Genomic DNA, 22,773 nt, shown 5'->3' on the forward strand with positions numbered 1-22,773 from the left:
CGAATATTCATTCGCCTTTTATCCGCTTCGTCAGCGAAGCGTTATTCGTATTCTGAATATCCCTGCCAGCAAGGCTAATATTTAGCAGGCAAAGATCAATTCGCCTTTGCCAGCTCCTTTACCAACGGCAGCAGAATCTGCACTACGTCGCGACAGCGGCGCTCAATGCGCCCGGGCAATACGTTGTCAATATGCTGCAGATTATCCAGGCGCACGTTATGCCAGCTGCTCCCGTCCGGAAAGGCAGCGCTTCTGACGCGCTGCTGATAGCCATCTTTTTTACCCAGGTTCCAGTTGGTCGCCTCGACGGAAAGCACCGGGATCCCCGCCCTATCAAAGACTTCTGCATCGTTACAGCAGCTGGTGCCCTTCGGGTAATTCGGGTTAAGCCCCGGATTCATGCTGGCGGCAATGCCGCGGCTGTGGGCGATAGCCAGCGCCCGATCGCGCGTCAGCTTCCGTACCGCTTCCGGCGTCTTTCTTCCGCTGTTAAAGTAGAGCTTATCGCCGACGATCAGGTTATCCAGATTGATCACCAGCAGGGTATTTTTCTTCTCCGCCGCGCTCATCCGCATCAGCAGGCTCTCAGCGCCAAGTTTGCCTTCCTCCTCGCCGCTGGTAGCGATAAAGCGAATGCCGTATTGAGTCGACGTCCCCTTAAGCCGTTCGGCAAGTTCAAGCATCACGCCCGCTGCCGCCGCGTTATCATCAATACCCTGCAGGCTCAGCCCGCCAAGGTTGGCGTCGGCTTCAGCGTCGCTCCGGGGAGCATAGGTGTCGAGATGCGCCATAATGATGATTTGCTGCGGGCGTTTACCCTCGTGAGCGGCGATCGCCGTGCTGCCGGTAACGTTGTGCCAGTTCTGGCGATTGCCGGCGGTGGAATAGATATAGCGACCGGTAAAGGTGCGGATATCGCTGTGATAGCCCATCTGCCTGAACTGCTGACGCAGATAGTCGGCAGCCAGCATCTCAGCGGGGGAGCCGGTCATCCGTCCCGGAAAGACGATCGCAATGTGTCTGGCCTGGGCGCTGGCCATTTCGCCGGGTTGCGAAGCGGCCGCCTGGGCGGAAAAGATAAAGCCTGTACCCAGCGCCAGGGCCGCGGCAAAGCGGCATGCTGCGGAAAACATAATGCGTCCTTAACAGCCTGTCCTGACAGGCTGTTTTGTTTGTTATTCTGACTAAGCACCTGAACTATCAGGCTATTTTGCCATTCCGGAAGGTCGGGGCCGCGCTCAAAACCTTACCGGTTGCAGGCTCTGGTTTTGTCGCGCGCTTGATGCGAAGCGGCTGCGTTAACCAACGCCTGATGGCACTGAACGCCGCCGTCGCCGCGGCGTCTGCCTGCCGGAGACCGAAACGACAAATGCCGCGAAAATTTAGCCCGCGTAGTATGAAACTGTGAGGCAGATAACACAATTTCATTTACTCTGAATCGCCGCTACAGCGCTGTTGCGGGCGTTTTATGAGCTTAATATTTCCGAACCGTTATTCCTTTGTGGAACTACTCATTCCAATTCGTAATTTCATTCGCACTTCCGCGCTCCCTATAGTCGGGTTATCTGAATGTCAGAAACATAGCGGTATTGTGAAGGAATGGTTATGGACCAAAAACGACTTACCCACCTGCGGCAGTTGGAGGCGGAAAGCATCCACATTATTCGCGAAGTGGCGGCTGAATTTGCCAGTCCGGTCATGCTCTACTCGATCGGCAAAGATTCCAGCGTAATGCTGCATCTGGCGCGCAAAGCGTTTTATCCCGGCACGCTGCCGTTCCCGCTGCTGCACGTCGATACCGGCTGGAAATTCCGCGAGATGTACGAATTCCGCGATCGTACCGCCAAAGCTTACGGCTGTGAGCTGCTGGTACATAAAAATCCGGAAGGGGTGGCGATGGGCATTAATCCGTTCGTCCACGGCAGCGCCAGGCATACCGATATCATGAAGACCGAAGGGCTGAAGCAGGCGCTGAACAAATACGGCTTCGACGCCGCCTTCGGCGGCGCGCGGCGCGATGAGGAGAAATCCCGTGCTAAGGAGCGCATCTATTCCTTCCGCGACCGTTTTCACCGCTGGGACCCGAAAAACCAGCGTCCGGAGCTGTGGCACAACTACAACGGGCAGATCAACAAAGGCGAAAGCATTCGCGTCTTTCCGCTCTCCAACTGGACCGAACAGGATATCTGGCAGTACATCTGGCTGGAGAATATCGTGATTGTGCCGCTCTACCTGGCCGCAGAACGCCCGGTGCTGGAGCGCGACGGGATGCTGATGATGGTTGACGATGACCGTATCGATCTGCAGCCCGGCGAAGTTATTAAAAAGCGGATGGTGCGCTTTCGTACCCTCGGCTGCTGGCCGCTGACCGGCGCGGTGGAGTCAGACGCGCAGACGCTGCCGGAAATTATCGAAGAGATGCTGGTCTCCACCACCAGCGAACGTCAGGGGCGGGTGATTGACCGCGACCAGGCCGGCTCCATGGAGCTGAAGAAACGACAGGGGTACTTCTGAGGAGCCGTCATGAACACCACTCTTGCACAACAAATTGCCAATGAGGGCGGCGTCGAAGCCTGGATGATCGCCCAACAACATAAGAGCCTGCTACGTTTTCTGACCTGCGGCAGCGTGGATGACGGCAAAAGTACGTTGATTGGCCGCCTGCTGCACGATACCCGACAGATCTATGAAGATCAGCTTTCATCGCTGCATAACGACAGCCGGCGTCACGGCACCCAGGGCGAAAAGCTCGACCTGGCGCTGCTGGTGGACGGCCTGCAGGCCGAACGCGAGCAGGGCATCACCATCGACGTGGCGTATCGTTACTTCTCCACCGAAAAGCGTAAATTTATTATCGCCGACACGCCGGGGCACGAGCAGTACACCCGCAACATGGCTACCGGTGCCTCCACCTGCGATCTGGCGATCCTGCTGATAGACGCCCGCAAAGGGGTGCTCGATCAGACCCGCCGTCACAGCTTTATCGCCACGCTGCTGGGGATTCGGCATCTGGTGGTGGCGGTTAACAAAATGGATCTGGTGAACTTTAGCGAAGAGACCTTCAGCGGTATTCGTGAGGACTACCTGACCTTCGCCGGACAGCTGCCGGGTAATCTGGACATCCGCTTTGTGCCGCTGTCGGCGCTGGAAGGCGACAACGTGGCCTCGCTTAGCGCCAGTATGCCGTGGTACAGCGGCCCCACGCTGCTGGAGATGCTGGAAACCGTTGAAATACAGCGCGGGGTGGAGCAGCAGCCGATGCGCTTCCCGGTGCAGTACGTGAATCGCCCGGACCTGGACTTCCGCGCCTATGCCGGCACGCTGGCTTCCGGCAGCGTGAAGGTCGGGCAGCGGGTGAAGGTGCTGCCTTCGGGCGTAAAGTCGAGCGTGGCGCGTATCGTCACCTTTGACGGCGATCTGGACGAGGCGAGGGCGGGAGAGGCGATCTCGCTGGTGCTGAAGGATGAGATCGACGTCAGCCGCGGCGATCTGCTGCTGGATGCTGACGAGACGCTGTCGGTAGCGCAAAGCGCCGCCGTTGACGTGGTCTGGATGGCGGAGCAGCCGCTGTCGCCGGGTCGCAGCTACGACATTAAAATCGCCGGCAAAAAGACCCGGGCGCGGGTCGACGGCGTACAGTATCAGGTTGATGTGAATACCCTGGCCCGCCGGGAGGCCGGGGAGCTGCCGCTGAACGGTATCGGCCTGGTGAATGTAACCTTTGATGAGCCGCTGGCGCTGGACACCTATCAGCAGAATCCGGTGACCGGCGGGCTGATTTTTATCGATCGACTGAGCAACGTTACCGTTGGCGCGGGCATGGTGCGCGAGCCGATGGTTGGGGCTGCCGCGCCGGCCGAATTCAGCGCCTTTGAGCTGGAGCTGAACGCGCTGGTGCGTCGCCACTTCCCCCACTGGGGCGTTCGCGATCTGCTGGGCGGTAAATAATGGCGCAGCATGACGAAAACATCGTCTGGCATAACCATGCGATAACGCGCGAAGCCCGCGAGGCGCTGCACGGGCATAAAGGGGCCGTTATCTGGTTTACCGGGCTTTCCGGCTCCGGTAAATCAACGGTTGCCGGCGCGCTGGAAGAGGCGCTGCACCTGCGGGGCGTCAGCACCTGGCTGCTTGACGGCGATAACGTCCGCCACGGCCTGTGCAGCGACCTGGGCTTCAGCGACGCCGATCGCCAGGAGAATATCCGGCGGGTCGGTGAAGTGGTGCGGCTGATGGTGGAGGCGGGGCTGGTGGTACTGACCGCTTTTATTTCACCCCATCGCGCGGAGCGTCGGGCGGTGCGTGAACGGCTGGGAGAAGGACGCTTTATCGAGGTGTTTGTCGATACCCCGCTGGCCACCTGCGAGGCGCGCGATCCTAAGGGCTTATACAAGAAGGCACGGGCCGGAGAGCTGCGCAACTTCACCGGCATCGATTCGGTATATGAAGCGCCGGAAAGGCCGGAAATTCGCCTTGAGGGCGAACAATTGGTAACAAATTTGGTGGATCAACTATTAGATCTGCTGAAGGGGAAGGATATTATCAGATCCTGAGACCCCGCCGGGCCAGTTCGTCCGGCGAGTCAGAGTGACAGGATCCAATATGCGCAATAGCCAGAACATGACTTTCACCGGGCCAGACGCCTTTCCCGCCGATGACGAAGCCACCTGGTCCCTGCCAGGGGCCGTCATTGGTTTCGCATCGTGGCTGCTGGCCCTCGGGCTGCCCTTCCTGATTTATGGCCCTAACTCGCTGTTTTTCTTTCTCTATACCTGGCCCTTCTTTCTGGCGCTGATGCCGGTCGCGGTGGTGATCGGAATTGCCCTGCATTCGCTGCTCGCCGGCCGGCTGGGCTATAGTGTGGTATTCACTCTGCTGACGGTCGGTGCAATGTTTGGCGCACTGTTTATGTGGCTGCTGGGATAGCGCAGTTTTAGCCGCAGGATTGGGGACATTCCGCGCATCTGGAATAACCTGACCTTACGGCTCGCGCCCTGCCCCGGGCCTGGATGACCGCCAGCGGCGTTCGCGAATGGTTAAGGGGCACCACCTGACAATGTGATGATATTCGGCTGGCTTCGGACATACATAACAAGGAACAAATGTGGTACATTTGCCCGCGTTGTCGCGGCATCCCCGCCCGCAGGCGCAGAGTCCGCGCGGAAGGTATGGGATGATGGGGCCGTTTTTCAGGGGGCAGGATGGGGAAATTAACGCTGCTGCTGCTGGCTTTACTGGTCTGGCTGCAGTATTCGCTGTGGTTCGGTAAGAACGGTCTTCACGACTACAGCCGCGTCAACGACGACGTGGTGGCGCAGCAGGCGTCTAACGCCAAATTAAAGGCGCGTAACGATCAGCTGTTTGCTGAAATCGACGACCTCAACGGCGGTCAGGAAGCGCTCGAAGAGCGCGCGCGCAATGAACTCAGCATGACCAGACCGGGCGAAACCTTTTATCGCCTGGTGCCTGACGCATCGAAACGTGCTCAGTCTGCGGGGCAACATAATCGATAAACCAGACCATCCAGGGATTTAACATGGCAGCCATTGATTTGGACGTTTGCGCCGTGGTGCCGGCTGCCGGCTTCGGCCGCCGTATGCAAACGGAATGTCCTAAGCAATATCTTTCGATCGGTAATAAAACCATTCTTGAACACTCGGTGTATGCGCTGCTGGCGCATCCCCGGGTTACCCGCGTTGTTATCGCCATCAGCCCCGGCGACGGCCGCTTCGCCCGCCTTCCTCTCGCACAGCATCCGCAGATCGCCGTCGTTGACGGCGGCAGCGAGCGTGCGGATTCGGTGCTGGCCGGGCTGAAGCTGGCCGGGGAGGCACCGTGGGTGCTGGTGCACGACGCCGCCAGGCCCTGCCTGCATCTGGATGACCTGACCCGCCTGCTTGCCATCAGCGAAACCAGCCGCACCGGCGGGATCCTCGCCGCGCCGGTGCGTGACACCATGAAGCGTGGCGAGCCGGGCAGGGCGGAGATCGCCCATACCGTGGCGCGCAGCGACTTATGGCACGCGCTGACGCCGCAGTTTTTCCCGCGCGAGCTGCTGCATGACTGCCTGCGGCGCGCGCTGAACGAAGGGGCCACGATCACCGACGAAGCCTCGGCGCTGGAGCATTGTGGTTTCCATCCGCTGCTCGTTGAGGGAAGAGCGGATAATATCAAAGTAACCCGTCCGGAAGATCTGGCGCTCGCTGAATTTTATCTGACCCGGCGACATCCTCAGGAGAAGGCATAATGCGAATTGGACACGGTTTTGACGTACACGCTTTCGGTGGAGAAGGCCCGGTAATTATCGGCGGCGTGCGCATCCCGTATGAAAAGGGGCTGCTGGCGCATTCCGACGGCGATGTGGCGCTACATGCGTTAACCGATGCGCTGCTCGGTGCCGCGGCGCTGGGCGACATCGGCAAGCTTTTTCCCGACACCGATCCGGCCTTTAAAGGCGCGGACAGCCGCGCGCTGCTGCGCGAAGCCTGGCGTCGGGTACAGGACAAGGGCTATGCCCTCGGCAACGTGGACGTGACCATTATCGCCCAGGCACCGAAGATGCTGCCGCATATTCCGCAGATGCGCGTGTTTATTGCCGAAGATCTCGGCTGCCATATGGATGATGTTAACGTGAAGGCGACCACCACCGAAAAACTGGGGTTTACCGGTCGGGGAGAGGGGATCGCCTGCGAAGCGGTGGCGCTGCTCACTAAGGCGGCACAGTGACGGCGTTCGATAATCTCACTTATCTTCACGGCAGGCCGCAGGGCGTCGGCGTGCTGAAGGCCAGTCCGGAAGACTTTGTGGTGGTGGAAGATCTCGGCTTTGAGCCTGACGGCGAAGGCGAGCATATTCTCGTACGGGTGCGCAAAAAGGGCTGTAATACCCGATTTGTCGCCGACGCGCTGGCGAAATTTTTGAAAATTGCCGCCCGCGAGGTGAGTTTCGCCGGGCAGAAAGATAAACATGCCGTCACCGAACAGTGGCTGTGCGCAAGGGTGCCGGGCAAAGAGACGCCCGATCTGAGCGCCTTCCGGCCGGAGGGGTGTCAGGTGCTGGAGTATGCCCGCCACAAGCGCAAACTGCGCCTGGGCGCGCTAAAGGGCAACAGCTTCACGCTGGTGCTGCGTGAAATTGACCATCGCGATGACGTCGAGTCCCGGCTGCAGGCGATCGGCGCGCGTGGGGTGCCAAACTACTTCGGTGCCCAGCGTTTCGGCATCGGCGGCAGCAATCTGCAGGGGGCGCTGCGCTGGGCGCAGAGCGGCGCACCGGTGCGCGATCGCAATAAGCGAAGTTTTTGGTTGTCGGCGGCCCGCAGCGCGTTGTTTAATCAGATTGTCCACGTGCGATTGCAAAAAATGGTCTTTAATCAGGTTGTTGACGGCGACGCGCTACAAATAGCCGGGCGCGGCAGCTGGTTCGTCGCCGCGGCTGAAGAGCTGGCCGAACTGCAGCGTCGCGTCGACGAAAAAGCGCTGATGATTACCGCAGCGCTGCCCGGCAGCGGCGAATGGGGAACCCGGGGCGACGCGCTGGCCCTTGAAGAGGCCGCCGTGGCCGATGAAACGTCGCTGCAGGCGCTGCTGCTGCGTGAAAAAGTCGAGGCGGCGCGCAGAGCGATGCTGCTCTATCCGCAGCGCCTGAGCTGGGAGTGGCTGGATGACGCCACGGTAACGCTGCGCTTCTGGCTGCCGGCGGGCAGTTTCGCCACCAGCGTGGTCAGGGAACTTATCAACACAACGGGTGATTATGCGCATATTGCTGAGTAATCTCAATAGCTGTTTCATATTGTCTCAACAAGTCTCACAATAACATCTCAGCCCGCGTGAATTCTGATATGCAGTCTCCCGCTGTCTCAATGAGACTCTTGCCATCTCACCCAAAACAGGACAAGATTCAGGACAAGATTTAGGACAACGGGGGATCTTGTCCTGTGAGCCTCACTGACGTAAAAGTGCGAAACGCCAGGCCATCCGGCAAAACCATCAAACTCAGCGATAGCGACGGCCTCTATCTTGAAGTGCGCACGACTGGCGCGAAAATCTGGCGCTATCGTTTCTATCTTCCGGGCGGGAAAGACAGCCGATATACAATTGGCGAATATCCCGCTGTATCTTTATCCGACGCCCGCGCCGAACGTGACAGAGTGCGCGCGCTGGTACGCAGGGGCATAAACCCGACTGCAGCCCGCCGACTGGATAATGAGCAGGCACAAGCTGAGGCAGCAAACACCTTTAAAACTGTGGCGGTAGAGTGGATAGAGAAGAAGAGGGAAAACTGGACGCCGGGGACCACTCAGCAGGTAGAAAGCTTCCTTGCTATAAATTGTTATCCGGCGTTCGGTGATAAGCCGATCCGTGATGTAACGGCACATGAAATACTTGCTGTGCTGCGCGAGATGGAGCGGCGTGGTTCGGTGTCGTCGGCTCTTAAGGTCCGGCAGTGGTGCAGCGCAATATTCTGCTACGCCGTATCCACGTTGCGTGCTGAATCAGATCCGGCTGCTGCATTGAAAGGGGCTATAATTCCGCGCAAAGCTGAAAACTCACGATGCTTAACCCATGACGAGCTACGCAAATATTTTGCGGCTGCTGGCGCTTACACGGGTCACCCGCAGACGAAGATCTGCCTGATGCTGTTGCCGTTCGTTTTCGTGAGGCAAGGGGAGTTGAGGCGTGGTAGGTGGCAGGAAATGGATTGGGATAATAATCTGTGGACGATACCGGCTGAGCGCATGAAGATGAAGCGGCCCCACTCAGTGCCGTTAACCCCTATAACCCGGAAGCTCTTTGAGAAGCTGCACGCGCTAACGGGAGCCAGGGAACTGATGTTCCCGGGCATTAAAAAGCCGCTTGAGCCGCTTTCTGATTCTACCGTTAACCGGGCCATTGAGTATCTCGGTTTTCCGTCAAAGCAGATAACGAGCCACGATTTTCGGGCAACGGCGTCAACAACACTTTATGAGGCAGGATTCAGGAGGGAGGTTATTGAAAAGCAGTTGGCTCATGCGGAGAGTAATCGCGTGGTCGCAGCTTACAACCACGCTGAGTATTTGCCAGAACGGAGAGAAATGATGTCGTTTTATGAGGGATGGTTGACGGGGTTTATTCTTGCTTCAGTCGCTCCTGATATCTAACAATAGCGGACTCAGGCCATCGCGCCATCGCGCCATTTTTCAGCGGTGGGTCGATCTCCTTTCGGCTCACTTTTCGGTAAAGCGTTGCGCGGGACATTTTCAGAATGCGGCAAATCTCAGGCGCTTTATAAAATTGCTCAGCTTGTTTTATCATTTTTACTCCAGATAAAAATAAACCGCCCAGCGGCGGTCTAGTCGATGCGGATGTGTGGAATCTTTCCTGCTGCTATAGCGTCGTAAATGTCAATAGAGTCTTGCGATGTCGAAACGCCAGCATCAAGAACCTCAAATAACGCCTCAATAGCCGCATATCGCTTCTTATCTTCTTCTGAGCGGATAGGGCGGAAATTACCATCTGATGAACAGGATACTGTTGATTCAGTCTGGAAAACCGCGCAGTTGTAACCATCAAAAAACGTATGTGCGATAACCTTGCACTTATACCAACCATTATCTCCAATCTCGCCACGAACCATGCACTCACACCCGACCGGAGGTAATCCCTCGCCATCCCATTCTGGCTTGCTGGATGCAAGTGCGGCTTCGTATTGCTCGCGGGTGACGGTCTCGCTACTAATTCCTTGCCCTATAACTCTCGGCTTAACACACTCAAGAGCGATTGCGCCGTATTCAGTTGAGCAGTCGGACGGCCAGTTGTCGTCGTCGTCATAGAAATCAATTGTTGCTTCATCCACAAACCGATGACACACAACCGCTCCATCAGGCCAGCCACCAAATTTGTGTAAATCTCGCACTAAAACATCAATCAGCTTCATCATTTAGACTCCTGCCGCGGCGCTGATGAGAAATGCTCAACACCTTTAGCCCAAATAGCTTTGATGGTCGTCCATGTGACAGGAACGGTGATTTCAATTCTCCCGCTCCCGTCGCAGTTTTCGCACTCGTCATCACCAAAACACTCTGTACAAGTTATGAACCTTGTTTCTGTAAATTCACCTGATAATGCTCTCTTTGCGCCATTCTCGGCGGTCATGCGCTTCGGCACCACTACATAACCATCCGGAATTACCGGAGAGTTGCCAGCTTTGCGGCGCTCGCTATCGAGTTCTGTTTGCAAATGAATAACCCAGCGGGCGAGATCACCTTTTTCGCCGGATTCAAGCCGTAAATCATCTAAACGATATTTATCAATCATTGCTGTTATCCTCACAGCAGTAGTGCCTCCCCTCCGGGTCAGTAGATACATGCCTGCAGATATCACATTCAATTTCAGGAAGCGCCGATTCTGGCCCCTCCTTAATGTGCAATCGCGGTTCACCGTCTTTCGGCTCAGGCCACCGGCGAGATTTGTTTATTTCCAGTTTTTCGACCATCGCCCTGGTAATAAACTCGTCAGAGATACCCATGCGCCGCTGAGCATCCCACAGCAAAAACTGCATATCAGCCCACTCAAGCGGATCTTCCGGGTTGGCAGCAGCTTCCAGCGCTTCTTTCGAGAGGTGTTTCAGTGGACCGACGGGGCCGACATCGCCAAACGTGGCATCAGACCATTCAGCGTGCTCACAGCGAACCTTTTCGCGCAACTCATCACGATTACTTACAGGTTCGGCACACTGAAGCATGGCGGCGCGGCAGGCGTTCCAGATTTTCTGTGCCAAAAACTTATCGCCTATATTATGCGCCAACAGGCTGACTATCTGACCAGCCAGGCCTTTTGGCATTTCCTCTGGCGCTACCGGCGCTGGCGCGGCGGCGTAGAGCGGAATATACACAGCGACATCTGCAGCAGCGTTCGGTTGCTGTTCTAGCGTCACACAGACACCAGAAAATTTATTCAGATAGCGCACCGGCTCAGCGGCGGCTTTGCGGCGTTCCTGTAACTCAACAGCCATCGCCGCTATAACTTTCGTTGTAATATTTGCAGGCTCAGAGTCAAACGTAGAAACCATCTCTGATAACTGCTCGTCTGTTAGTTTGTTATTCATCACCGCATAGATCCTCATATCTAACGAACTCGCCAAAACACTGTAATTCTGCTCCAGCCATGAAATACCCCAGCGCCTCAGCACGTTGGGTATCGCTCTTGAATGTGTCGAGCGGGTAACGTTCGTAAAATTTGTTGATTAGATTAGCTGGCTTCAATTCCGGATGTTTTGCCGTCAGCGATGCCAGCGCGATACGCGCCAGCTCTCGCAGGTTTTCACTATATTCGGACGTGTTCTCTCGATTAATTATGATGGTCGCTGTATCGATTAGAATTTGTTTTTGCTGTTCTCTTGTAATAGTGGTCATCTTAATACATCCTCCACACTGATTAACCCTTTGCGGCCCAAATAGTCCATTGCATCTCTTTGTAACTTGCTATCAGGGTTGTCTTTTTTGACTGAGTGGGCTAAACGCTTAACCCACATGACCAACTCGCCCACCCGTTTGGTATCCTCATTAGTGAGGGCACCATCTACCCCCTGAGGCATGGCGGCTCTCAAATCACGCAACTCACGTAAGGCGGAAATTATCTGTGAAAATTTCTCGTCAGGAGGCAAGGGGCCAGAAGAATTTACCGCTGACTTAATCAGCCCATCCAACTGCTCATTGGTAATCTTATTCATACAACTCTCCTGATTTCCCAGAGAACGCGAGAAACACCACCATTGCCTATCGGGTCACGCTTGTCTTTAAGCGCAACGCTGGACGCCGCCCAGCCCGGGCGCGGTGGCAACTCACGCACACGAACGAAACCGGCAGCACGCAGTGATGCGCCTGACTCGTCGGCTTGCGTATAGGTAATGCATCGTTGGTAACCCATTGCCCGAGCCGCGCGCCATACCGCACCGTACAGCGCGCTATTGGCGTTTCTCTCACCGGTGGTGCAGGTGCGGTTAATCTCCAGTGTGAGGCCGTCGTCAAAGTGGCGGGCGATTGGCCTGCCAGCTGTCGCAACGCCAATCAGTTCGCCCGCGGCGTTTTTCAGCCCGATACTGAATTTGTGTCCACGCGGCGGTTTGTTGTGCCTGTGGTGCTGGGCGATGAATGCCTGTGCAGTTTTAAGCGTAATTGGCGATATGACCATCACTCTCCCTTACCGATGCCAGCGGCAGCGCGTTCGGCTTCGCTCCGTTCCCAAAACCACTGGTGAAGCTTCATGATTTCTTCGTCAAGCGGAGCATATTTTCTGTCAAAGTAAGCCTGAGCGTCTTTCTCTGCTTCGTCAGGCAATTCGCCAGGGCCAAATAGCGTGTTATAAATCCAGGCGAGTCCTTTCTTAGCGTCGCTAGTTGCCTGCCATTCGATAATTGCAGACTGCATGACCAGAATGTTTTTTCCGATTAACAAATCCAATTCTTTGTAACGATTGCGAATGTATTCGTTTTCCGCCTCCAGTTCTGCTACGCGGCGTTCTGCGGCTTCCAGCTTCTTGTAGAGAGCATCCCGGCTTGTCGAGTTATCCAAAACCAGCTTTGTAACTCGCTTTTCGCGTGATTTGTAATGCTCCAGCTCATCCAGTAGCGCCAGCACGGTGGCGGGGTTAGCGGCGGCGATGAATTTTGCGTTTTGCACCAGATTGTCGCCGTGTGTCTCCGCGATAAACGCGCCGCTTTCGTGGCATACATCAAAATCGTAATCAACGTACCATCTACCCTGAGTGGCTTCTGTCGCCGCTTCACGCAGCGCCTGTTTGACGATGTTGCTCATTGGGCGGTCTCCACTTCTGCTGCGGCTTTTTCCACGGCGTTTCTTACCCACACGTTGAGGCTGTAGCATTCCTCTGGCGTAAGCTCTCCTGCGTCAGTCTGAACAGAATCAAGAATCTCAAATAGGTAGTTTTCAATGCTGCCGAGCATGGCATTTGCTACTAATTCACGGGTTAATTTGCTCATGACTGCACTCCTTTGCGAAGCTGGGCGGCGAACTCATCACATACGTGAGTTAAAGAGCAAATTTTTATCGCCGGATGTTCGCGCAACATCTCCACACCCTGCGCCCGCGCTTCATCAAGAAAAACGTCGGTGGCCGGGGTTTTCATATTGAGCAACAGTTGTTCAACGGTAAACTCAGCATCATAGAGCCTGATTAGAGCGTCCATCGCCACCCCGTCGGCGTCATATGTAAAAAGCCGATCATCGTCATGATCATGATGATCACTCATTTCATCGAAAGCTGCTTTCGCGGCGACCTTCAGAGCAGTATTCTCAGCAGCCAGCGTCTCCAGCGCCTTTATCAGCGCCTCTGTGACAGAGGCGCTGATAATCAATTTGTATAACTTGCGCTGTCGCGCGTCGGCACACAGCAATTTTAATTCATGAATTTCCTGCTCCAGTGCGGTGATATCGTTCATTGGGCTGCTCCATTAATTAAAAAATCGCAGTTATTTTTGTGTTCGGCGCAGGCCCAGAAAACCTCGTCGTCTCCCCTGAATATATTTACCTGAACAGTGGTTTTATATTTCGCTACAGCGCCGCACTTACATTTTGCAGAGGTGTTTTTAGTTTTCTTTAAAACACCTCCTATTTTTGGATATTTTTTCATTTATTCGACCTCATCTGGTTTAACCGCGCTGTAAGATATCGATTGTTATTCACGCTTGGAAACGAGTTTCTTTTTATCATCTCTTCGCGGGGGATGTCGTTGATGGGTTTGAAGCGGTGACGAATAATCATTTCAGATGGAAGGATGCCGGGGTCGTAAGATAAACCTCTCATTGTGAATTCCTCAGTTATTACTAATAGCACCATATCGTGAACGGTAATTACGCAGGCGCGGGTCGATATATTCAGGGAAGTTGATATATGTGGCTTTGCGGAATGGTCGGATTGACGTCTGGTAAATTCTCTCGCGTTCTTCTTTCTCTGCAAGCCATATACAGTGACGAAATTCCTTTTCCTCTTTCGTTTCCTGCGGTAGCGACATTATCAGGTCGTAGTTTTTTCTGAATTTATCCAGCACCTCCGATACGGAATTGCCGGAACAGCGGCACGGGTTATCCGCACCATACAGAGGCGCTGGCATAATGGAATCCTTATTTTGTTAATTTAAAAGGGAATTGAATCGTCGTACTCAGGATGATTTTGATGATTGCTGCTTTGTTGGCTGTTTCCTGAAGTTGCAAACCCAATCTTTGCATTTAGAAATTCAAGAGTGATTGATTGACCATTTTGCCCCTGATAAACATCAACCTTGATGTTTTCTCCGGTAATTTCCACGATGCCACCTTCAACAAGAACACTACGGTAGTAATCCTCTTGCGCCCCCGGCTTGGCAAATACAACGGCGCTGTAGTTTGTCCATTCTTTATTTTTTGTCTGGCGGTCGTAATACTGAACGCCAGCACGGATGTTGAATCCGATATTTTCCCCGGCCTGAAACTCTCTTGCAGGCTTGTTTAGTCTTACAGTAATCGAATGTGCCATTAAGCAGTTGCCCCTTCTAATTCGTCTCGTCTGATGTTGTAAATATCCTTAACCTTCGCTTGTTCTTCTGTACCCTCCAGCATCTTCCACGCTTTGGCGAAAGCGTGTTTAAGCTCTTCCACCGTGTTTTTCTGCATTGCTGCATCAGTGAATGCTTTAAGAACCTGTTCAGGAGCATGGGAGGAATGCGATGATTTCGTTTGCTTTGTAGGCGCTGCATTCTGCTGCTGTTTGTGCTCGTCAGTATCAGCGTCTTTGGCGTCGTCGATACCAAACAAACCGTTAAGGCAATATTTGCGAGCGTAAGAGCTTGTAGCGCCCGTTACCTGAGCTGAATCCATTCCCTTCTTATTTTCTTCTTCTCGCGCCATAGCGCTTGCTGAATGGCTATTTTCGCCATCCGTAATAGTCGCCGTGGCTTTGACGTAATAACGGTCGCCAATCAGCACAATTTCATCACTGATAGACAGGAACATGCCTTTCAGCAGTGGCTTAACACCCTCCAGGATGTCCTCACAGCTTCTGTATTTGTATTTGCCAAACGAGTTGTACTGATTCTTCGGCGCGTTCAGGTGCTCCTGAATTTCAGCCAGTCTTGCGTAAAACTCTTTGCTCATGAGTAATACCCCGCAAATTCATCCCAGCTAATAATCGGATTCTGCCGTTCTGCGGCTAAGTTAATTTGCTGCTCTACCTCTTCCTCGATTTCAGTGGAAACAAGAGCTATAAAATCTTCATCATCAGGATGCATATTTTTTATTCCAGTCGTCGTCTTGAAAATTGTCCCAGCCAAGCGCTATTACAGCCGCCCACGTATACGCATCAGATAATCCCTGTTTTGTATCAGGGAATACCTTCTCATAGAGTTTGTTGAATTCACGATTCCCCTGCTTTATCAGGATTGCCCCGTTAATTGGCGTAATGGTCATAAGTTGGCACTCCCGGTTGATTCAAAATATCAATCAGACGTTTCCATCCTGCGCGTAGTTTTTTTGTGATTCTGTCGAGAAGTGATTCAGAAGGGCAGCCAGCAACAGGCCACCCTGCAAAAACGAACTGTTGCATGGCAGGACTCCTTTTATTTGATTTCATATCGAAAACGCCTCGAATGAAGCGCTGTGGATATGCTGGAAAGCCTCACTCAGGCGGCTGTAGTATCTTCGGTAACTGTGTATCCTTGCTTTTCCAGCCAGTCGATTACGTCTGATGCTGATAAGCAATCAAGGGCTTCATCAATATCTCCGTTGCGTTTAATGGCATTCATTACATCTTCAGTATCAACCCCATCAGCAATGACTCGAATAAGGTCGTAACGAACACCTTCAATTCGAACCTCACGACAATCAATCTGCATCTCAGCAATACTCATATTTCCTCCAGGCAAAAAGAAGCCCGACAAAAGCCGGGCCAACAGACAACAAGGGATTTAATCAGAACATCAATCCATCGTCTCCTTTGGTTGATGTGAGCGATATTGCTCCGTGTATTCACTCACTAGAATGAATACACAGTGATTATTCGCTTTCTTCCTCGCCAACCACGTAATATCCATACCCGCAATAATTTAGAAACTCTTCGTGAGCTGCGTCTGCAATTTCCTCTTCCGTTGCATCATCATCGACTTCGATGTCTACAACCTCATTAGCACCAACCCATGACGTTTCAATTGTCACTCGTACTGTTTTCATCACTCCTCCCCCAGAGCCTTGCTGATTGCTGCTCTAGCTACGCCTTGGTGATACTCAGGAAGAATCTGAGCATCGAGAAACAGTTGCAGAGCTTCGAGCAACTCAGGGGCGGCTGAAACAAGTCTGGTATTAGCTGTATACTCTTCTGTAACTCTTCTCGGCAGAGAAACGCCACTTACTCGCACTAACTCCTTGCGTCCCAACACATTTGAATTCTCATGCACCACACTATCAAACTCATCCAGCGACCATGGCCCGGGAGTTCCTTTGAAAGTTTTCATATTCACCTCTGGTCCTTGCTGCAAAAAGAAAACCCGCCGCAGCGGGTCATTGTGTCAGTGTTTCGTATATGGCTTGTAAAGCAGATCCGCGTGACTGGTATACGTCGGGAAGATATCCGCCATCTACATATGCATAGTAACCGTGATCACATTCATCAGCATCCTCTACACCGTAGTCAGAGGTGATTAACTCAATCACATTAGATAATTCTTCTTCGTTCATTTTTCTCTCCAGTGCATGTTTTTATGCCATTTTATCACCCAAAAATTGTCATGTCTCGCTGCTAAAAATACGCTTACTCAGTTACTTCATCTGCATATTCTTTACTTGTTAACCAATCCGGACGTTCGCCTTTACCAACATAGAAATCGATAATATCCAGCAGTCGAGGGTAGAATCTCAGAGCTGTGCGGCCATCCATTTCTGCTATTTCCTGTTTACTATATTTCCTCCATTCTTCGACAGTGTGATTCTGGCAGCCCGCACGAACATATTCGCCGTTAGTGATGCTGATAAAATATTTCTCTCCCATGATTACGAAAGTTTGATCAGGCAGGTCGGCACCGCGCAGGTCGGCACCGAGCAGGTCGGCACCGAGCAGGTCGGCACCGAGCAGGTTGGCATCGCGCAGGTCGGCACCGCGCAGGTTGGCATCGCGCAGGTCGGCACCGCGCAGGTCGGCATCGAGCAGGTCGGCACCGAGCAGGTCGGCACCGAGCAGGTTGGCATCGCGCAGGTCGGCACCGCGCAGGTTGGCATCGAGCAGGTCGGCATCGCGCAGGTCGGCACCGCGCAGGTTGGCATCGAGCAGGTCGGCACCGAGCAGGTCGGCACCGCGCAGGTTGGCATCGCGCAGGTCGGCACCGCGCAGGTCGGCATCGAGCAGGTCGGCACCGAGCAGGTCGGCACCGAGCAGGTTGGCATCGCGCAGGTCGGCACCGCGCAGGTTGGCATCGAGCAGGTCGGCATCGCGCAGGTCGGCACCGCGCAGGTTGGCATCGAGCAGGTCGGCACCGAGCAGGTCGGCACCGCGCAGGTTGGCATCGCGCAGGTCGGCACCGCGCAGGTCGGCATCGAGCAGGTCGGCACCGAGCAGGTCGGCACCGAGCAGGTTGGCATCGAGCAGGTTGGCACCGAGCAGGTCGGCACCGCGCAGGTTGGCATCGAGCAGGTTGGCATCGAGCAGGTTGGCACCGCGCAGGTTGGCATCGCGCAGGTCGGCACCGCGCAGGTCGGCACCGAGCAGCTTGGCACCGCGCAGGTTGGCATCGAGCAGGTTGGCATCGAGCAGGTTGGCACCGCGCAGGTTGGCATCGCGCAGGTCGGCACCGCGCAGGTTGGCACCGAGCAGGTTGGCACCGAGCAGGTCGGCTCTCGATCCGTTTTCACGCATCGATGTAATCCACAATTTATGCTCTTCAAGAATTTTTGATAATTCTGCTGAATTCATTTTGTTATTCCTTAAATTTAGATAATAAAAAAGGCCACATTGCGACCTGATTAGATGAGTGGCTTACTGCTCAGCTTCATGCGCTGAGGTCTTTAAATTTCTGTATCGCCTTATTCATTTCGTCCATGCAATCAATAAATTCGTCTAGTTTGCGCTGCATCTTTCCTGCTGCCTGACAAATTTCCAGTTTTATCGGCGCGAGTTGTTTATTCATGAAATCAGTTTCGTTTCTTTTTTTCTCGGCTTCCTCGGCCGCTTTTAATAATCTCTCGGCCTGCTTCCTGAGCGCTTCAGGAGAGGTGGGTATAGACAGAGTTTCCATTATTTTCTCCTGTCGCTCTATCGGTTCAGGTATTGTTGCTGCCTGCTGTTTTTTTACCGGATATACATAGCCGGGGATTGTGTTTGGATAGCCAAATTTTTTATGACGCAGAAATGTCATCAGATTCTTTCCGTTGAGCGGCTTTGCCTGAATAACAAGTATGCTTTCCCGCTGCTCCAGAAAATCAATGAGTGTTGTTTTCTCTTTCTTGGTGAGAGAGCCAAACACGCCAACTTTATTGCTCAATTTTGTCAGTGTGACGCCATCCGGCATCTTTTCGACATAGCTTTTTACTTCTGCGAGTGGTCTGTACAATTTCGACGGGATAGTTGCTGGCGTCATGCTCACCTCAATCAAAATAAGCCGGAATTGATTTTCCGCGCTGCTTCTGTACGGCATGGATTTTGTTCCCCAGCGGGTTAGCGTCCCGGTAGTAAATGCGGTTCTGCTTGCGTTCAACTGGTTGCTCTTTCTTATCGCGCAGGCTGTCAAACGATGTTGCGCGGGCTACTTTCTCACTACAGCCCTCAGATAAGCGCAAGAAAGCGCGATTAATCTTTTTGGTGTACTGCTTCATTTCACGATGTTCAGTTGCACGACGAGCGTTGTAGCGCTGTTTAGCGTTCATGTTCATCTCCAGTTAAGTGCTTTGGTGGTGTGGTGGGTCGCGCCGAAAATGCGACCATCGGTAGTGAGAATCGAACCCACCTACGTCCACTTTAAGGATGACTTCACCAGATCGTCTTTACCGTCACGTTTGCTACACCGGGCCTAGGAACCCCGTCACACTTACGCTTACCGTATCGACCTACGGATTCACCACACCCCGAAGCACTTACTCCGGCCTACCTGCATCAGGTAGGAATCTTATTGTTAAAGAGCCTGCGACTTTGTTCCTTGTCGCTACCAGCTTCCTGCTGATGGGCTTAGTATCACCGCTAGTGGTATTGAAGTCAACACCGCCAGAGATATTTTATCACCGCAAATGGTTATCTTCATGTTTAATCAGAAGATTTATTTTTTTAAAATAACTATGCGATACTTTATTGAGCGAAAAAATGAGCGGGTTCAGGGTATGGATTACGAAGAAATGGCGCAGATGCGCTATCAGGAAATGTGCAGGATTGTGGGCGATGTCGTTTTTGCTATGGTTGCTGAGGGTCATGAGACAAAGCGAGTGGCTATAGCTGACGTGATACGAACGGAGCTAGCGAAGGGGCTGGAGAAGTGGGATGAAGACCAGCTACAGTGCATGGAGCTTGCTGTGAAATTACTGGAAGAGTAGGGCAAATAAAACCCGGCGCGGTGGCCGGGTATGAATTGAGATTAGAATTTTGAGATGTCGATGTTGTAGATCGCCATCCATGCCTCTGCGGGATAGGAATTTAGCGGGACTGATTGGTAGTGTGGAGTCAGGATCTCAACTGGTAGCTTGTGGTAGCTACAGTAGTTCGCCAGCATCTGCCAGCTATACTTCCCAGGAATCACGCTTTTCACGTGCGCAATCGTAGCATGCCTAAAGCCTTCACCTTTACTGTGAACGTATTTGTTATGCTGCATGACGTGGTTGCCGAAAGCGCCGCGTACGGATTTAAACTGACCATCTTTCTTTTCCAGCAGCATCTGAGTGCGTTCTACCGCTTCTGCCTGATCAGCCAGCTGGCGAAGAGCATCAGCGTAGGTTTTTGGAGCCATCTTATATCCGCCTGTTTTACGGATAGATGGGAGCACCTCGGAGGTAACCCATTTTTTGAAATGTTTGGCCTCATCCTTTTGAGAACCCATGACAGCGTTGTACAGCCCAGATTCATTTATAAGTGTTTGATTATTCTGGGATGCTGCAATATACAGCGTCCGCTTTTCATCTTCATCAAGGCGTTCTGTCATATTGTTTGTCTTTGCATAGCCAAGAATATCTGCAACATCTTTGGCTACGAACCAAACTTCCGAATCATCGTCAGTCATAGTCCTGACGGCATTACCGTTAAAATCAAATTCATTCAAAGCAACAGGATGATTCATTTTTTCTCCTAAATTAATTTTAACTGAAGCATTCTACTGAACATCCTAGCCGCAGCTTCGTCTCTACCCAAACGTCTCATCAGGCCACTGGCTGGCGATCACTTTCCCCACAGCCCTGCATCGCTCATTACACGGAATCATCGGGAACTGAGGGTTGAGTGGCTGTAAAAACACCTGCCCGCTGTCTTTAATTAGCCGCTTAAACGTGAACTCATCACCGAGGCGAGCAATACAGAAGTCCCCCGGATCTACTGGTTCTTCCGGATCAACGAGTATCAACATGCCCTCCGGGAAGCTTGGGCGCGAACCAGCAGGGGCTGTCATAGAATGGCCGTCAACCTCCAGCCAGAATGCGGCCTCGCTGGCCTTCTTAGTCGTGCTCATCCATCGTTCTGCATCCCTTTGGGTGAAAGAGCGAAACTCAGGGGTAAACATACCGGCTTGAACATGCGAAAAAACAGGATATTCGTACTCATTCCTTTTCTGTACGTCAGATCCTACTGCTCTGTACATTTCTGAAATTTCTTTTGCTATTGATGGGCTGAATTCCTCTATACCAACCTGGAGAATGTTTGCCAACAACGCCGCATTAGTTGCGTTTAATGCGTTTACTCCATTCAATATAGCTCCAACAGCCGACTGCCCAACCCCCATAACAAAAGCAATGCCTTCCTGAGAAAGCCCTAGTGCGACTTTCTTTCTCTCATAAATGGCTTTTAAACGCGCTGCGTCATCAAGCTGCTCTTTGGTTAGTGGTTTCTTTTTTGTGCTCATATATCAAATTTATCACCGCAGGGGATAAATATCTAACACCGTGCGCGTTGACTATTTTACCTCTGGCGGTGATAATAAACCCATGTACTAAGGAGGTTGTATGGAACAGCGCATAACCCTGAAAGATTATGCCATGCGCTTTGGTCAAACCAAGACCGCACAAGATCTAGGTGTTTACCAAAGCGCAATTAACAAGGCTATTCGCTCTGGTAGAAAGATTTTTTTAACAGTTAAGCCTGATGGCAGCATTGATGCAGAGGAAGTGAAGCCCTTCCCTAGCAATAAAAAAGCAGCCGCTTAAGCAGTACCGCTCTTTAACAGTCTGGCCGGCTACCTGATGCAGGGAGCCAATCACAGCGCATACCACACGGTATGCGCACGTATCACTAATCAACTACGGAAATAATACGAAATGGAAAACGCAAATAAACGCAACGAGGCGTTGCGAATTGAGAGCGCCTTACTCAACAAGATCGCCCTGATTGGCACAGAGAAAACGGCTGCAGCTGTAGGCGTCGATAAAGCTCAGATTAGCCGATGGAAGCGCGACTGGATACCGAAATTCTCAATGCTGTTGGCGGTGCTGGAGTGGGGAGTTGTAGACGATGAGATGGCGCATTTAGCGCGGCAGGTTGCATCGATACTCACAAAAGAAAAACGTCCAGCTGTTGGTAGCAGTCTGGACGCTTGAGAACACTGTGTTATGTCAACCACACAGGAGATATTTTAATGGTTAAGCAAAGATTTATCCAGGACGAAATACACAAAAATGTTGCTCGTGAAAGGTTCATTCGAACGTTTAGCCGTAAGGCTGCTGAGAAGTTGAAACAGGCGCTTGAACTAAGCAAACGCAAACTGGAGAGACCCGAATGAGCAACGTAGCCTACGCAGAGTTCGGGGCGGTAAAAGCCCCGGTGGAGAGAAAAGTGGCAGAGCTGGAAGATGGCTATGCCAAGCTGTCCAACATGCTTCTTGAAGCCTACGCCGGAGCCGACCTGACTAAAAGACAGTTCAAAGTCCTCCTGGCTATTCTGAGAAAGACCTATGGCTGGAATAAGGCCATGGACAGGATTAGCGATTCTCAGATATCTGAGATTGCAAAGTTGCCTGTAAAGCGTTGCAACGAAACTAAATTGCAACTGGTCAGAATGGGTCTTATCAAGCAGCAGGGCGGTATGTTTGGCCCCAACAAAAACATCACAGAATGGCGCATCCCTCAAAACGAGGGAATCCCCCTCAAAATAGGGGATAAAACATCCCTCAAACTGAGGGATTCATATCCCTCAAAACAGGGGGACACAAAAGACACTATTCAAAATAAAGAAATACAAGATAAAAAAACATTGCCCGAACAAGTTCAGACGATGGAGGAAAAACCATCTCAGCCTTCAAACAAACACCAGGCAACTGACGAGGCATTCGAGAATATTTTCTGGCTTGCAGGGATGTGTAAGACCGGAAAGAAAAATGCCAAGTCAGCATTCAGAACTCAGTACCAGGAATGGCGTCGCGCTAACGGTGGCACCGCTGACCAGTTTGCTTCGTTCCTTGCAGGAGATATCTCCTCCCGGATGGGTAAGCAATTCGGATTCGAGAAACTCTATCCAGCAACCTACCTGAACTGCAAACGGTGGGAAGACGAGAAGCCAACTGCAGATCCTGAATCATCCGGCAAGAAGCCAGCCGTGACCGTCAGTAAGAGCGGATACGTTTACTTCTGAGGTGAC

General features: G+C 52.7%; 40 protein-coding genes and 1 pseudogene. 13 read left to right on the top strand and 28 right to left on the bottom strand.

The annotated features are described in order from the left end of the window. Positions 1-95: 95 nt before the first annotated feature. Positions 96-1,133 (bottom strand): aminopeptidase, encoded by a 1,038-nt coding sequence (locus GJV78_RS03585; RefSeq protein ID WP_155107030.1) that lies wholly within the window; start codon positions 1,131-1,133, stop codon positions 96-98. Between the two features lie 472 nt (positions 1,134-1,605). Here GJV78_RS03585 and cysD point away from each other — a divergent pair, with 472 nt between their 5' ends. The 9 genes from cysD (at position 1,606) to GJV78_RS23990 (ending at position 9,139) form a co-directional block, all read left to right on the top strand. Further along, complete coding sequence (gene cysD / locus GJV78_RS03590; RefSeq protein WP_155107031.1) at positions 1,606-2,514, top strand: sulfate adenylyltransferase subunit CysD; 909 nt, start codon at positions 1,606-1,608, stop codon at positions 2,512-2,514. Between the two features lie 9 nt (positions 2,515-2,523). Continuing rightward, positions 2,524-3,948, top strand: a complete 1,425-nt coding sequence (gene cysN / locus GJV78_RS03595) for a sulfate adenylyltransferase subunit CysN (RefSeq protein ID WP_155107032.1) — start codon at positions 2,524-2,526, stop codon at positions 3,946-3,948. Further along, entirely contained in the window at positions 3,948-4,553 is a 606-nt protein-coding gene (gene cysC, locus GJV78_RS03600; RefSeq protein WP_155107033.1) for an adenylyl-sulfate kinase, read from the top strand. Before cysN ends, cysC begins: the two co-directional genes overlap by 1 nt. Positions 4,554-4,602: 49 nt before the next feature. After that, entirely contained in the window at positions 4,603-4,926 is a 324-nt protein-coding gene (locus GJV78_RS03605) for a DUF3561 family protein (RefSeq protein ID WP_155107034.1), read from the top strand. Positions 4,927-5,201: 275 nt separating this feature from the next. After that, the gene (gene ftsB, locus GJV78_RS03610) at positions 5,202-5,513 is read left to right on the top strand and encodes a cell division protein FtsB (protein ID WP_155107035.1); all 312 of its coding nucleotides are present in this window, start codon (positions 5,202-5,204) and stop codon (positions 5,511-5,513) included. A 23-nt stretch (positions 5,514-5,536) separates the two neighbouring features. Continuing rightward, the gene (ispD, locus tag GJV78_RS03615) at positions 5,537-6,247 is read left to right on the top strand and encodes a 2-C-methyl-D-erythritol 4-phosphate cytidylyltransferase (protein ID WP_155107036.1); all 711 of its coding nucleotides are present in this window, start codon (positions 5,537-5,539) and stop codon (positions 6,245-6,247) included. After that, positions 6,247-6,726 carry a 2-C-methyl-D-erythritol 2,4-cyclodiphosphate synthase gene (gene ispF, locus GJV78_RS03620; RefSeq protein WP_155107037.1) on the top strand — a complete coding sequence of 160 codons (480 nt, stop codon included), beginning with the start codon at positions 6,247-6,249 and terminating at the stop codon, positions 6,724-6,726. Before ispD ends, ispF begins: the two co-directional genes overlap by 1 nt. After that, positions 6,723-7,772 (top strand): tRNA pseudouridine(13) synthase TruD, encoded by a 1,050-nt coding sequence (gene truD, locus GJV78_RS03625; protein WP_167519355.1) that lies wholly within the window; start codon positions 6,723-6,725, stop codon positions 7,770-7,772. The genes ispF and truD overlap by 4 nt, the downstream gene beginning before the upstream one ends. 164 nt (positions 7,773-7,936) lie before the next feature. Further along, entirely contained in the window at positions 7,937-9,139 is a 1,203-nt protein-coding gene (locus GJV78_RS23990) for a tyrosine-type recombinase/integrase (protein WP_167519356.1), read from the top strand. Here GJV78_RS23990 and GJV78_RS03635 read toward each other — a convergent pair. The 25 genes and pseudogenes from GJV78_RS03635 to GJV78_RS03745 all read right to left on the bottom strand — a co-directional run bounded on the left by GJV78_RS03635 (position 9,108) and on the right by GJV78_RS03745 (position 18,878). Beyond that, positions 9,108-9,293, bottom strand: a complete 186-nt coding sequence (locus GJV78_RS03635) for a helix-turn-helix transcriptional regulator (protein WP_155107038.1) — start codon at positions 9,291-9,293, stop codon at positions 9,108-9,110. The genes GJV78_RS23990 and GJV78_RS03635 overlap by 32 nt on opposite strands. Before the next feature lie 37 nt (positions 9,294-9,330). Further along, positions 9,331-9,918 (bottom strand): hypothetical protein, encoded by a 588-nt coding sequence (locus GJV78_RS03640; protein ID WP_155107039.1) that lies wholly within the window; start codon positions 9,916-9,918, stop codon positions 9,331-9,333. Then, positions 9,915-10,184, bottom strand: a pseudogene (locus GJV78_RS03645) (hypothetical protein); the annotation flags it as partial. The pseudogene GJV78_RS03645 and the gene GJV78_RS03640, both read right to left, overlap by 4 nt. Positions 10,185-10,287: 103 nt before the next feature. Further along, a complete protein-coding gene (locus GJV78_RS23445; RefSeq protein WP_230979050.1) occupies positions 10,288-11,085 on the bottom strand; it encodes a DUF550 domain-containing protein in 798 nt (265 codons plus the stop codon). Then, a complete protein-coding gene (locus GJV78_RS03655; RefSeq protein WP_155107040.1) occupies positions 11,078-11,392 on the bottom strand; it encodes a hypothetical protein in 315 nt (104 codons plus the stop codon). Before GJV78_RS03655 ends, GJV78_RS23445 begins: the two co-directional genes overlap by 8 nt. Beyond that, complete coding sequence (locus GJV78_RS23450) at positions 11,389-11,709, bottom strand: hypothetical protein (protein WP_230979051.1); 321 nt, start codon at positions 11,707-11,709, stop codon at positions 11,389-11,391. The genes GJV78_RS03655 and GJV78_RS23450 overlap by 4 nt, the downstream gene beginning before the upstream one ends. Further along, a complete protein-coding gene (locus tag GJV78_RS03665; protein WP_155107041.1) occupies positions 11,706-12,170 on the bottom strand; it encodes an XF1762 family protein in 465 nt (154 codons plus the stop codon). Before GJV78_RS03665 ends, GJV78_RS23450 begins: the two co-directional genes overlap by 4 nt. Further along, complete coding sequence (locus GJV78_RS03670) at positions 12,170-12,793, bottom strand: ead/Ea22-like family protein (RefSeq protein WP_155107042.1); 624 nt, start codon at positions 12,791-12,793, stop codon at positions 12,170-12,172. Before GJV78_RS03670 ends, GJV78_RS03665 begins: the two co-directional genes overlap by 1 nt. Further along, on the bottom strand, positions 12,790-12,978 hold the full coding sequence (locus GJV78_RS03675; RefSeq protein ID WP_155107043.1) for a hypothetical protein: 189 nt from the start codon (positions 12,976-12,978) through the stop codon (positions 12,790-12,792). The genes GJV78_RS03670 and GJV78_RS03675 overlap by 4 nt, the downstream gene beginning before the upstream one ends. Continuing rightward, complete coding sequence (locus GJV78_RS03680; RefSeq protein ID WP_155107044.1) at positions 12,975-13,436, bottom strand: hypothetical protein; 462 nt, start codon at positions 13,434-13,436, stop codon at positions 12,975-12,977. Before GJV78_RS03680 ends, GJV78_RS03675 begins: the two co-directional genes overlap by 4 nt. Continuing rightward, positions 13,433-13,627: a hypothetical protein gene (locus tag GJV78_RS03685; RefSeq protein ID WP_155107045.1), complete on the bottom strand. Its 195-nt coding sequence runs from the start codon at positions 13,625-13,627 to the stop codon at positions 13,433-13,435. The genes GJV78_RS03680 and GJV78_RS03685 overlap by 4 nt, the downstream gene beginning before the upstream one ends. Beyond that, positions 13,624-13,800 (bottom strand): DUF2737 family protein, encoded by a 177-nt coding sequence (locus tag GJV78_RS03690; RefSeq protein WP_155107046.1) that lies wholly within the window; start codon positions 13,798-13,800, stop codon positions 13,624-13,626. Before GJV78_RS03690 ends, GJV78_RS03685 begins: the two co-directional genes overlap by 4 nt. Before the next feature lie 10 nt (positions 13,801-13,810). Further along, entirely contained in the window at positions 13,811-14,107 is a 297-nt protein-coding gene (locus GJV78_RS03695; RefSeq protein WP_155107047.1) for a phage anti-RecBCD protein, read from the bottom strand. A 23-nt stretch (positions 14,108-14,130) separates the two neighbouring features. Further along, on the bottom strand, positions 14,131-14,508 hold the full coding sequence (locus tag GJV78_RS03700) for a hypothetical protein (protein WP_155107048.1): 378 nt from the start codon (positions 14,506-14,508) through the stop codon (positions 14,131-14,133). After that, entirely contained in the window at positions 14,508-15,125 is a 618-nt protein-coding gene (locus tag GJV78_RS03705) for an ERF family protein (RefSeq protein ID WP_155107049.1), read from the bottom strand. Before GJV78_RS03705 ends, GJV78_RS03700 begins: the two co-directional genes overlap by 1 nt. After that, positions 15,122-15,259 (bottom strand): hypothetical protein, encoded by a 138-nt coding sequence (locus GJV78_RS22895; RefSeq protein ID WP_167519357.1) that lies wholly within the window; start codon positions 15,257-15,259, stop codon positions 15,122-15,124. Before GJV78_RS22895 ends, GJV78_RS03705 begins: the two co-directional genes overlap by 4 nt. Beyond that, the gene (locus GJV78_RS03710; protein WP_155107050.1) at positions 15,249-15,437 is read right to left on the bottom strand and encodes a DUF5444 family protein; all 189 of its coding nucleotides are present in this window, start codon (positions 15,435-15,437) and stop codon (positions 15,249-15,251) included. Before GJV78_RS03710 ends, GJV78_RS22895 begins: the two co-directional genes overlap by 11 nt. Continuing rightward, positions 15,418-15,573, bottom strand: coding sequence for a protease FtsH-inhibitory lysogeny factor CIII (locus GJV78_RS03715; protein WP_155107051.1), 156 nt, complete (start codon positions 15,571-15,573; stop codon positions 15,418-15,420). Before GJV78_RS03715 ends, GJV78_RS03710 begins: the two co-directional genes overlap by 20 nt. 76 nt (positions 15,574-15,649) lie before the next feature. Then, entirely contained in the window at positions 15,650-15,877 is a 228-nt protein-coding gene (locus GJV78_RS03720) for a hypothetical protein (RefSeq protein ID WP_155107052.1), read from the bottom strand. Between the two features lie 145 nt (positions 15,878-16,022). Beyond that, positions 16,023-16,196 (bottom strand): DUF7167 family protein, encoded by a 174-nt coding sequence (locus GJV78_RS22900; protein WP_167519358.1) that lies wholly within the window; start codon positions 16,194-16,196, stop codon positions 16,023-16,025. Beyond that, positions 16,196-16,477 (bottom strand): hypothetical protein, encoded by a 282-nt coding sequence (locus GJV78_RS03725; protein WP_155107094.1) that lies wholly within the window; start codon positions 16,475-16,477, stop codon positions 16,196-16,198. The genes GJV78_RS22900 and GJV78_RS03725 overlap by 1 nt, the downstream gene beginning before the upstream one ends. 46 nt (positions 16,478-16,523) lie before the next feature. Further along, entirely contained in the window at positions 16,524-16,700 is a 177-nt protein-coding gene (locus GJV78_RS03730; protein WP_155107053.1) for a hypothetical protein, read from the bottom strand. 73 nt (positions 16,701-16,773) lie between these two features. Next, on the bottom strand, positions 16,774-17,928 hold the full coding sequence (locus GJV78_RS03735) for a pentapeptide repeat-containing protein (protein ID WP_155107054.1): 1,155 nt from the start codon (positions 17,926-17,928) through the stop codon (positions 16,774-16,776). A 76-nt stretch (positions 17,929-18,004) separates the two neighbouring features. After that, entirely contained in the window at positions 18,005-18,592 is a 588-nt protein-coding gene (locus tag GJV78_RS03740; protein WP_155107055.1) for a hypothetical protein, read from the bottom strand. Positions 18,593-18,599: 7 nt separating this feature from the next. Further along, positions 18,600-18,878: a hypothetical protein gene (locus tag GJV78_RS03745; RefSeq protein ID WP_155107056.1), complete on the bottom strand. Its 279-nt coding sequence runs from the start codon at positions 18,876-18,878 to the stop codon at positions 18,600-18,602. 447 nt (positions 18,879-19,325) lie between these two features. Here GJV78_RS03745 and fumD point away from each other — a divergent pair, with 447 nt between their 5' ends. Further along, positions 19,326-19,535: a fumarate hydratase FumD gene (fumD, locus tag GJV78_RS03750; RefSeq protein ID WP_155107095.1), complete on the top strand. Its 210-nt coding sequence runs from the start codon at positions 19,326-19,328 to the stop codon at positions 19,533-19,535. A gap of 41 nt (positions 19,536-19,576) precedes the next feature. On the opposite strand, the gene GJV78_RS03755 is transcribed toward fumD, so the two are convergent. Both GJV78_RS03755 and GJV78_RS03760 read right to left on the bottom strand, forming a co-directional pair. Further along, complete coding sequence (locus GJV78_RS03755; protein WP_155107057.1) at positions 19,577-20,272, bottom strand: BRO-N domain-containing protein; 696 nt, start codon at positions 20,270-20,272, stop codon at positions 19,577-19,579. Between the two features lie 63 nt (positions 20,273-20,335). Beyond that, positions 20,336-21,046: a LexA family protein gene (locus GJV78_RS03760; protein ID WP_155107058.1), complete on the bottom strand. Its 711-nt coding sequence runs from the start codon at positions 21,044-21,046 to the stop codon at positions 20,336-20,338. Between the two features lie 100 nt (positions 21,047-21,146). Between GJV78_RS03760 and GJV78_RS03765 the strand changes: the two genes are divergently transcribed. The 3 genes from GJV78_RS03765 (at position 21,147) to GJV78_RS03775 (ending at position 22,767) form a co-directional block, all read left to right on the top strand. Beyond that, the gene (locus GJV78_RS03765; protein ID WP_155107059.1) at positions 21,147-21,347 is read left to right on the top strand and encodes a Cro/CI family transcriptional regulator; all 201 of its coding nucleotides are present in this window, start codon (positions 21,147-21,149) and stop codon (positions 21,345-21,347) included. A 111-nt stretch (positions 21,348-21,458) separates the two neighbouring features. Next, positions 21,459-21,737: a lambda phage CII family protein gene (locus GJV78_RS03770; protein ID WP_155107060.1), complete on the top strand. Its 279-nt coding sequence runs from the start codon at positions 21,459-21,461 to the stop codon at positions 21,735-21,737. A gap of 178 nt (positions 21,738-21,915) precedes the next feature. Then, a complete protein-coding gene (locus GJV78_RS03775) occupies positions 21,916-22,767 on the top strand; it encodes a replication protein (RefSeq protein ID WP_155107061.1) in 852 nt (283 codons plus the stop codon). Positions 22,768-22,773: the final 6 nt, after the last annotated feature.

Origin of the sequence: Intestinirhabdus alba (genome assembly GCF_009711095.1) — a bacterium.
In the GTDB taxonomy this organism is placed as follows: Bacteria; Pseudomonadota; Gammaproteobacteria; order Enterobacterales; family Enterobacteriaceae; genus Intestinirhabdus; species Intestinirhabdus alba.

Coding starts and splice junctions, on each gene's coding strand:
- GJV78_RS03755 (WP_155107057.1), bottom strand. CDS start 20,272: ATGAATCATCCTGTTGCTTTGAATGAATTTGATTTTAACGGTAATGCC.
- GJV78_RS03745 (WP_155107056.1), bottom strand. CDS start 18,878: ATGAACGCTAAACAGCGCTACAACGCTCGTCGTGCAACTGAACATCGT.
- GJV78_RS03670 (WP_155107042.1), bottom strand. CDS start 12,793: ATGAGCAACATCGTCAAACAGGCGCTGCGTGAAGCGGCGACAGAAGCC.
- cysN (WP_155107032.1), top strand. CDS start 2,524: ATGAACACCACTCTTGCACAACAAATTGCCAATGAGGGCGGCGTCGAA.
- ftsB (WP_155107035.1), top strand. CDS start 5,202: ATGGGGAAATTAACGCTGCTGCTGCTGGCTTTACTGGTCTGGCTGCAG.
- GJV78_RS03725 (WP_155107094.1), bottom strand. CDS start 16,477: ATGAAAACTTTCAAAGGAACTCCCGGGCCATGGTCGCTGGATGAGTTT.
- cysC (WP_155107033.1), top strand. CDS start 3,948: ATGGCGCAGCATGACGAAAACATCGTCTGGCATAACCATGCGATAACG.
- GJV78_RS03740 (WP_155107055.1), bottom strand. CDS start 18,592: ATGACGCCAGCAACTATCCCGTCGAAATTGTACAGACCACTCGCAGAA.
- GJV78_RS03655 (WP_155107040.1), bottom strand. CDS start 11,392: ATGACCACTATTACAAGAGAACAGCAAAAACAAATTCTAATCGATACA.
- GJV78_RS03665 (WP_155107041.1), bottom strand. CDS start 12,170: ATGGTCATATCGCCAATTACGCTTAAAACTGCACAGGCATTCATCGCC.
- GJV78_RS03690 (WP_155107046.1), bottom strand. CDS start 13,800: ATGAGAGGTTTATCTTACGACCCCGGCATCCTTCCATCTGAAATGATT.
- GJV78_RS03675 (WP_155107043.1), bottom strand. CDS start 12,978: ATGAGCAAATTAACCCGTGAATTAGTAGCAAATGCCATGCTCGGCAGC.
- GJV78_RS03775 (WP_155107061.1), top strand. CDS start 21,916: ATGAGCAACGTAGCCTACGCAGAGTTCGGGGCGGTAAAAGCCCCGGTG.
- GJV78_RS03635 (WP_155107038.1), bottom strand. CDS start 9,293: ATGATAAAACAAGCTGAGCAATTTTATAAAGCGCCTGAGATTTGCCGC.
- fumD (WP_155107095.1), top strand. CDS start 19,326: ATGGATTACGAAGAAATGGCGCAGATGCGCTATCAGGAAATGTGCAGG.
- GJV78_RS03695 (WP_155107047.1), bottom strand. CDS start 14,107: ATGCCAGCGCCTCTGTATGGTGCGGATAACCCGTGCCGCTGTTCCGGC.
- GJV78_RS03765 (WP_155107059.1), top strand. CDS start 21,147: ATGGAACAGCGCATAACCCTGAAAGATTATGCCATGCGCTTTGGTCAA.
- GJV78_RS03730 (WP_155107053.1), bottom strand. CDS start 16,700: ATGAACGAAGAAGAATTATCTAATGTGATTGAGTTAATCACCTCTGAC.
- GJV78_RS03715 (WP_155107051.1), bottom strand. CDS start 15,573: ATGCAACAGTTCGTTTTTGCAGGGTGGCCTGTTGCTGGCTGCCCTTCT.
- GJV78_RS03605 (WP_155107034.1), top strand. CDS start 4,603: ATGCGCAATAGCCAGAACATGACTTTCACCGGGCCAGACGCCTTTCCC.
- GJV78_RS03585 (WP_155107030.1), bottom strand. CDS start 1,133: ATGTTTTCCGCAGCATGCCGCTTTGCCGCGGCCCTGGCGCTGGGTACA.
- GJV78_RS03640 (WP_155107039.1), bottom strand. CDS start 9,918: ATGATGAAGCTGATTGATGTTTTAGTGCGAGATTTACACAAATTTGGT.
- GJV78_RS03685 (WP_155107045.1), bottom strand. CDS start 13,627: ATGAAAAAATATCCAAAAATAGGAGGTGTTTTAAAGAAAACTAAAAAC.
- GJV78_RS22895 (WP_167519357.1), bottom strand. CDS start 15,259: ATGCATCCTGATGATGAAGATTTTATAGCTCTTGTTTCCACTGAAATC.
- GJV78_RS03710 (WP_155107050.1), bottom strand. CDS start 15,437: ATGACCATTACGCCAATTAACGGGGCAATCCTGATAAAGCAGGGGAAT.
- GJV78_RS03735 (WP_155107054.1), bottom strand. CDS start 17,928: ATGAATTCAGCAGAATTATCAAAAATTCTTGAAGAGCATAAATTGTGG.
- GJV78_RS03770 (WP_155107060.1), top strand. CDS start 21,459: ATGGAAAACGCAAATAAACGCAACGAGGCGTTGCGAATTGAGAGCGCC.
- GJV78_RS03680 (WP_155107044.1), bottom strand. CDS start 13,436: ATGAACGATATCACCGCACTGGAGCAGGAAATTCATGAATTAAAATTG.
- GJV78_RS03720 (WP_155107052.1), bottom strand. CDS start 15,877: ATGAGTATTGCTGAGATGCAGATTGATTGTCGTGAGGTTCGAATTGAA.
- GJV78_RS23445 (WP_230979050.1), bottom strand. CDS start 11,085: ATGAATAACAAACTAACAGACGAGCAGTTATCAGAGATGGTTTCTACG.
- ispF (WP_155107037.1), top strand. CDS start 6,247: ATGCGAATTGGACACGGTTTTGACGTACACGCTTTCGGTGGAGAAGGC.
- cysD (WP_155107031.1), top strand. CDS start 1,606: ATGGACCAAAAACGACTTACCCACCTGCGGCAGTTGGAGGCGGAAAGC.
- ispD (WP_155107036.1), top strand. CDS start 5,537: ATGGCAGCCATTGATTTGGACGTTTGCGCCGTGGTGCCGGCTGCCGGC.
- GJV78_RS03760 (WP_155107058.1), bottom strand. CDS start 21,046: ATGAGCACAAAAAAGAAACCACTAACCAAAGAGCAGCTTGATGACGCA.
- GJV78_RS22900 (WP_167519358.1), bottom strand. CDS start 16,196: ATGAAAACAGTACGAGTGACAATTGAAACGTCATGGGTTGGTGCTAAT.
- GJV78_RS23450 (WP_230979051.1), bottom strand. CDS start 11,709: ATGAATAAGATTACCAATGAGCAGTTGGATGGGCTGATTAAGTCAGCG.
- GJV78_RS03700 (WP_155107048.1), bottom strand. CDS start 14,508: ATGGCACATTCGATTACTGTAAGACTAAACAAGCCTGCAAGAGAGTTT.
- GJV78_RS03705 (WP_155107049.1), bottom strand. CDS start 15,125: ATGAGCAAAGAGTTTTACGCAAGACTGGCTGAAATTCAGGAGCACCTG.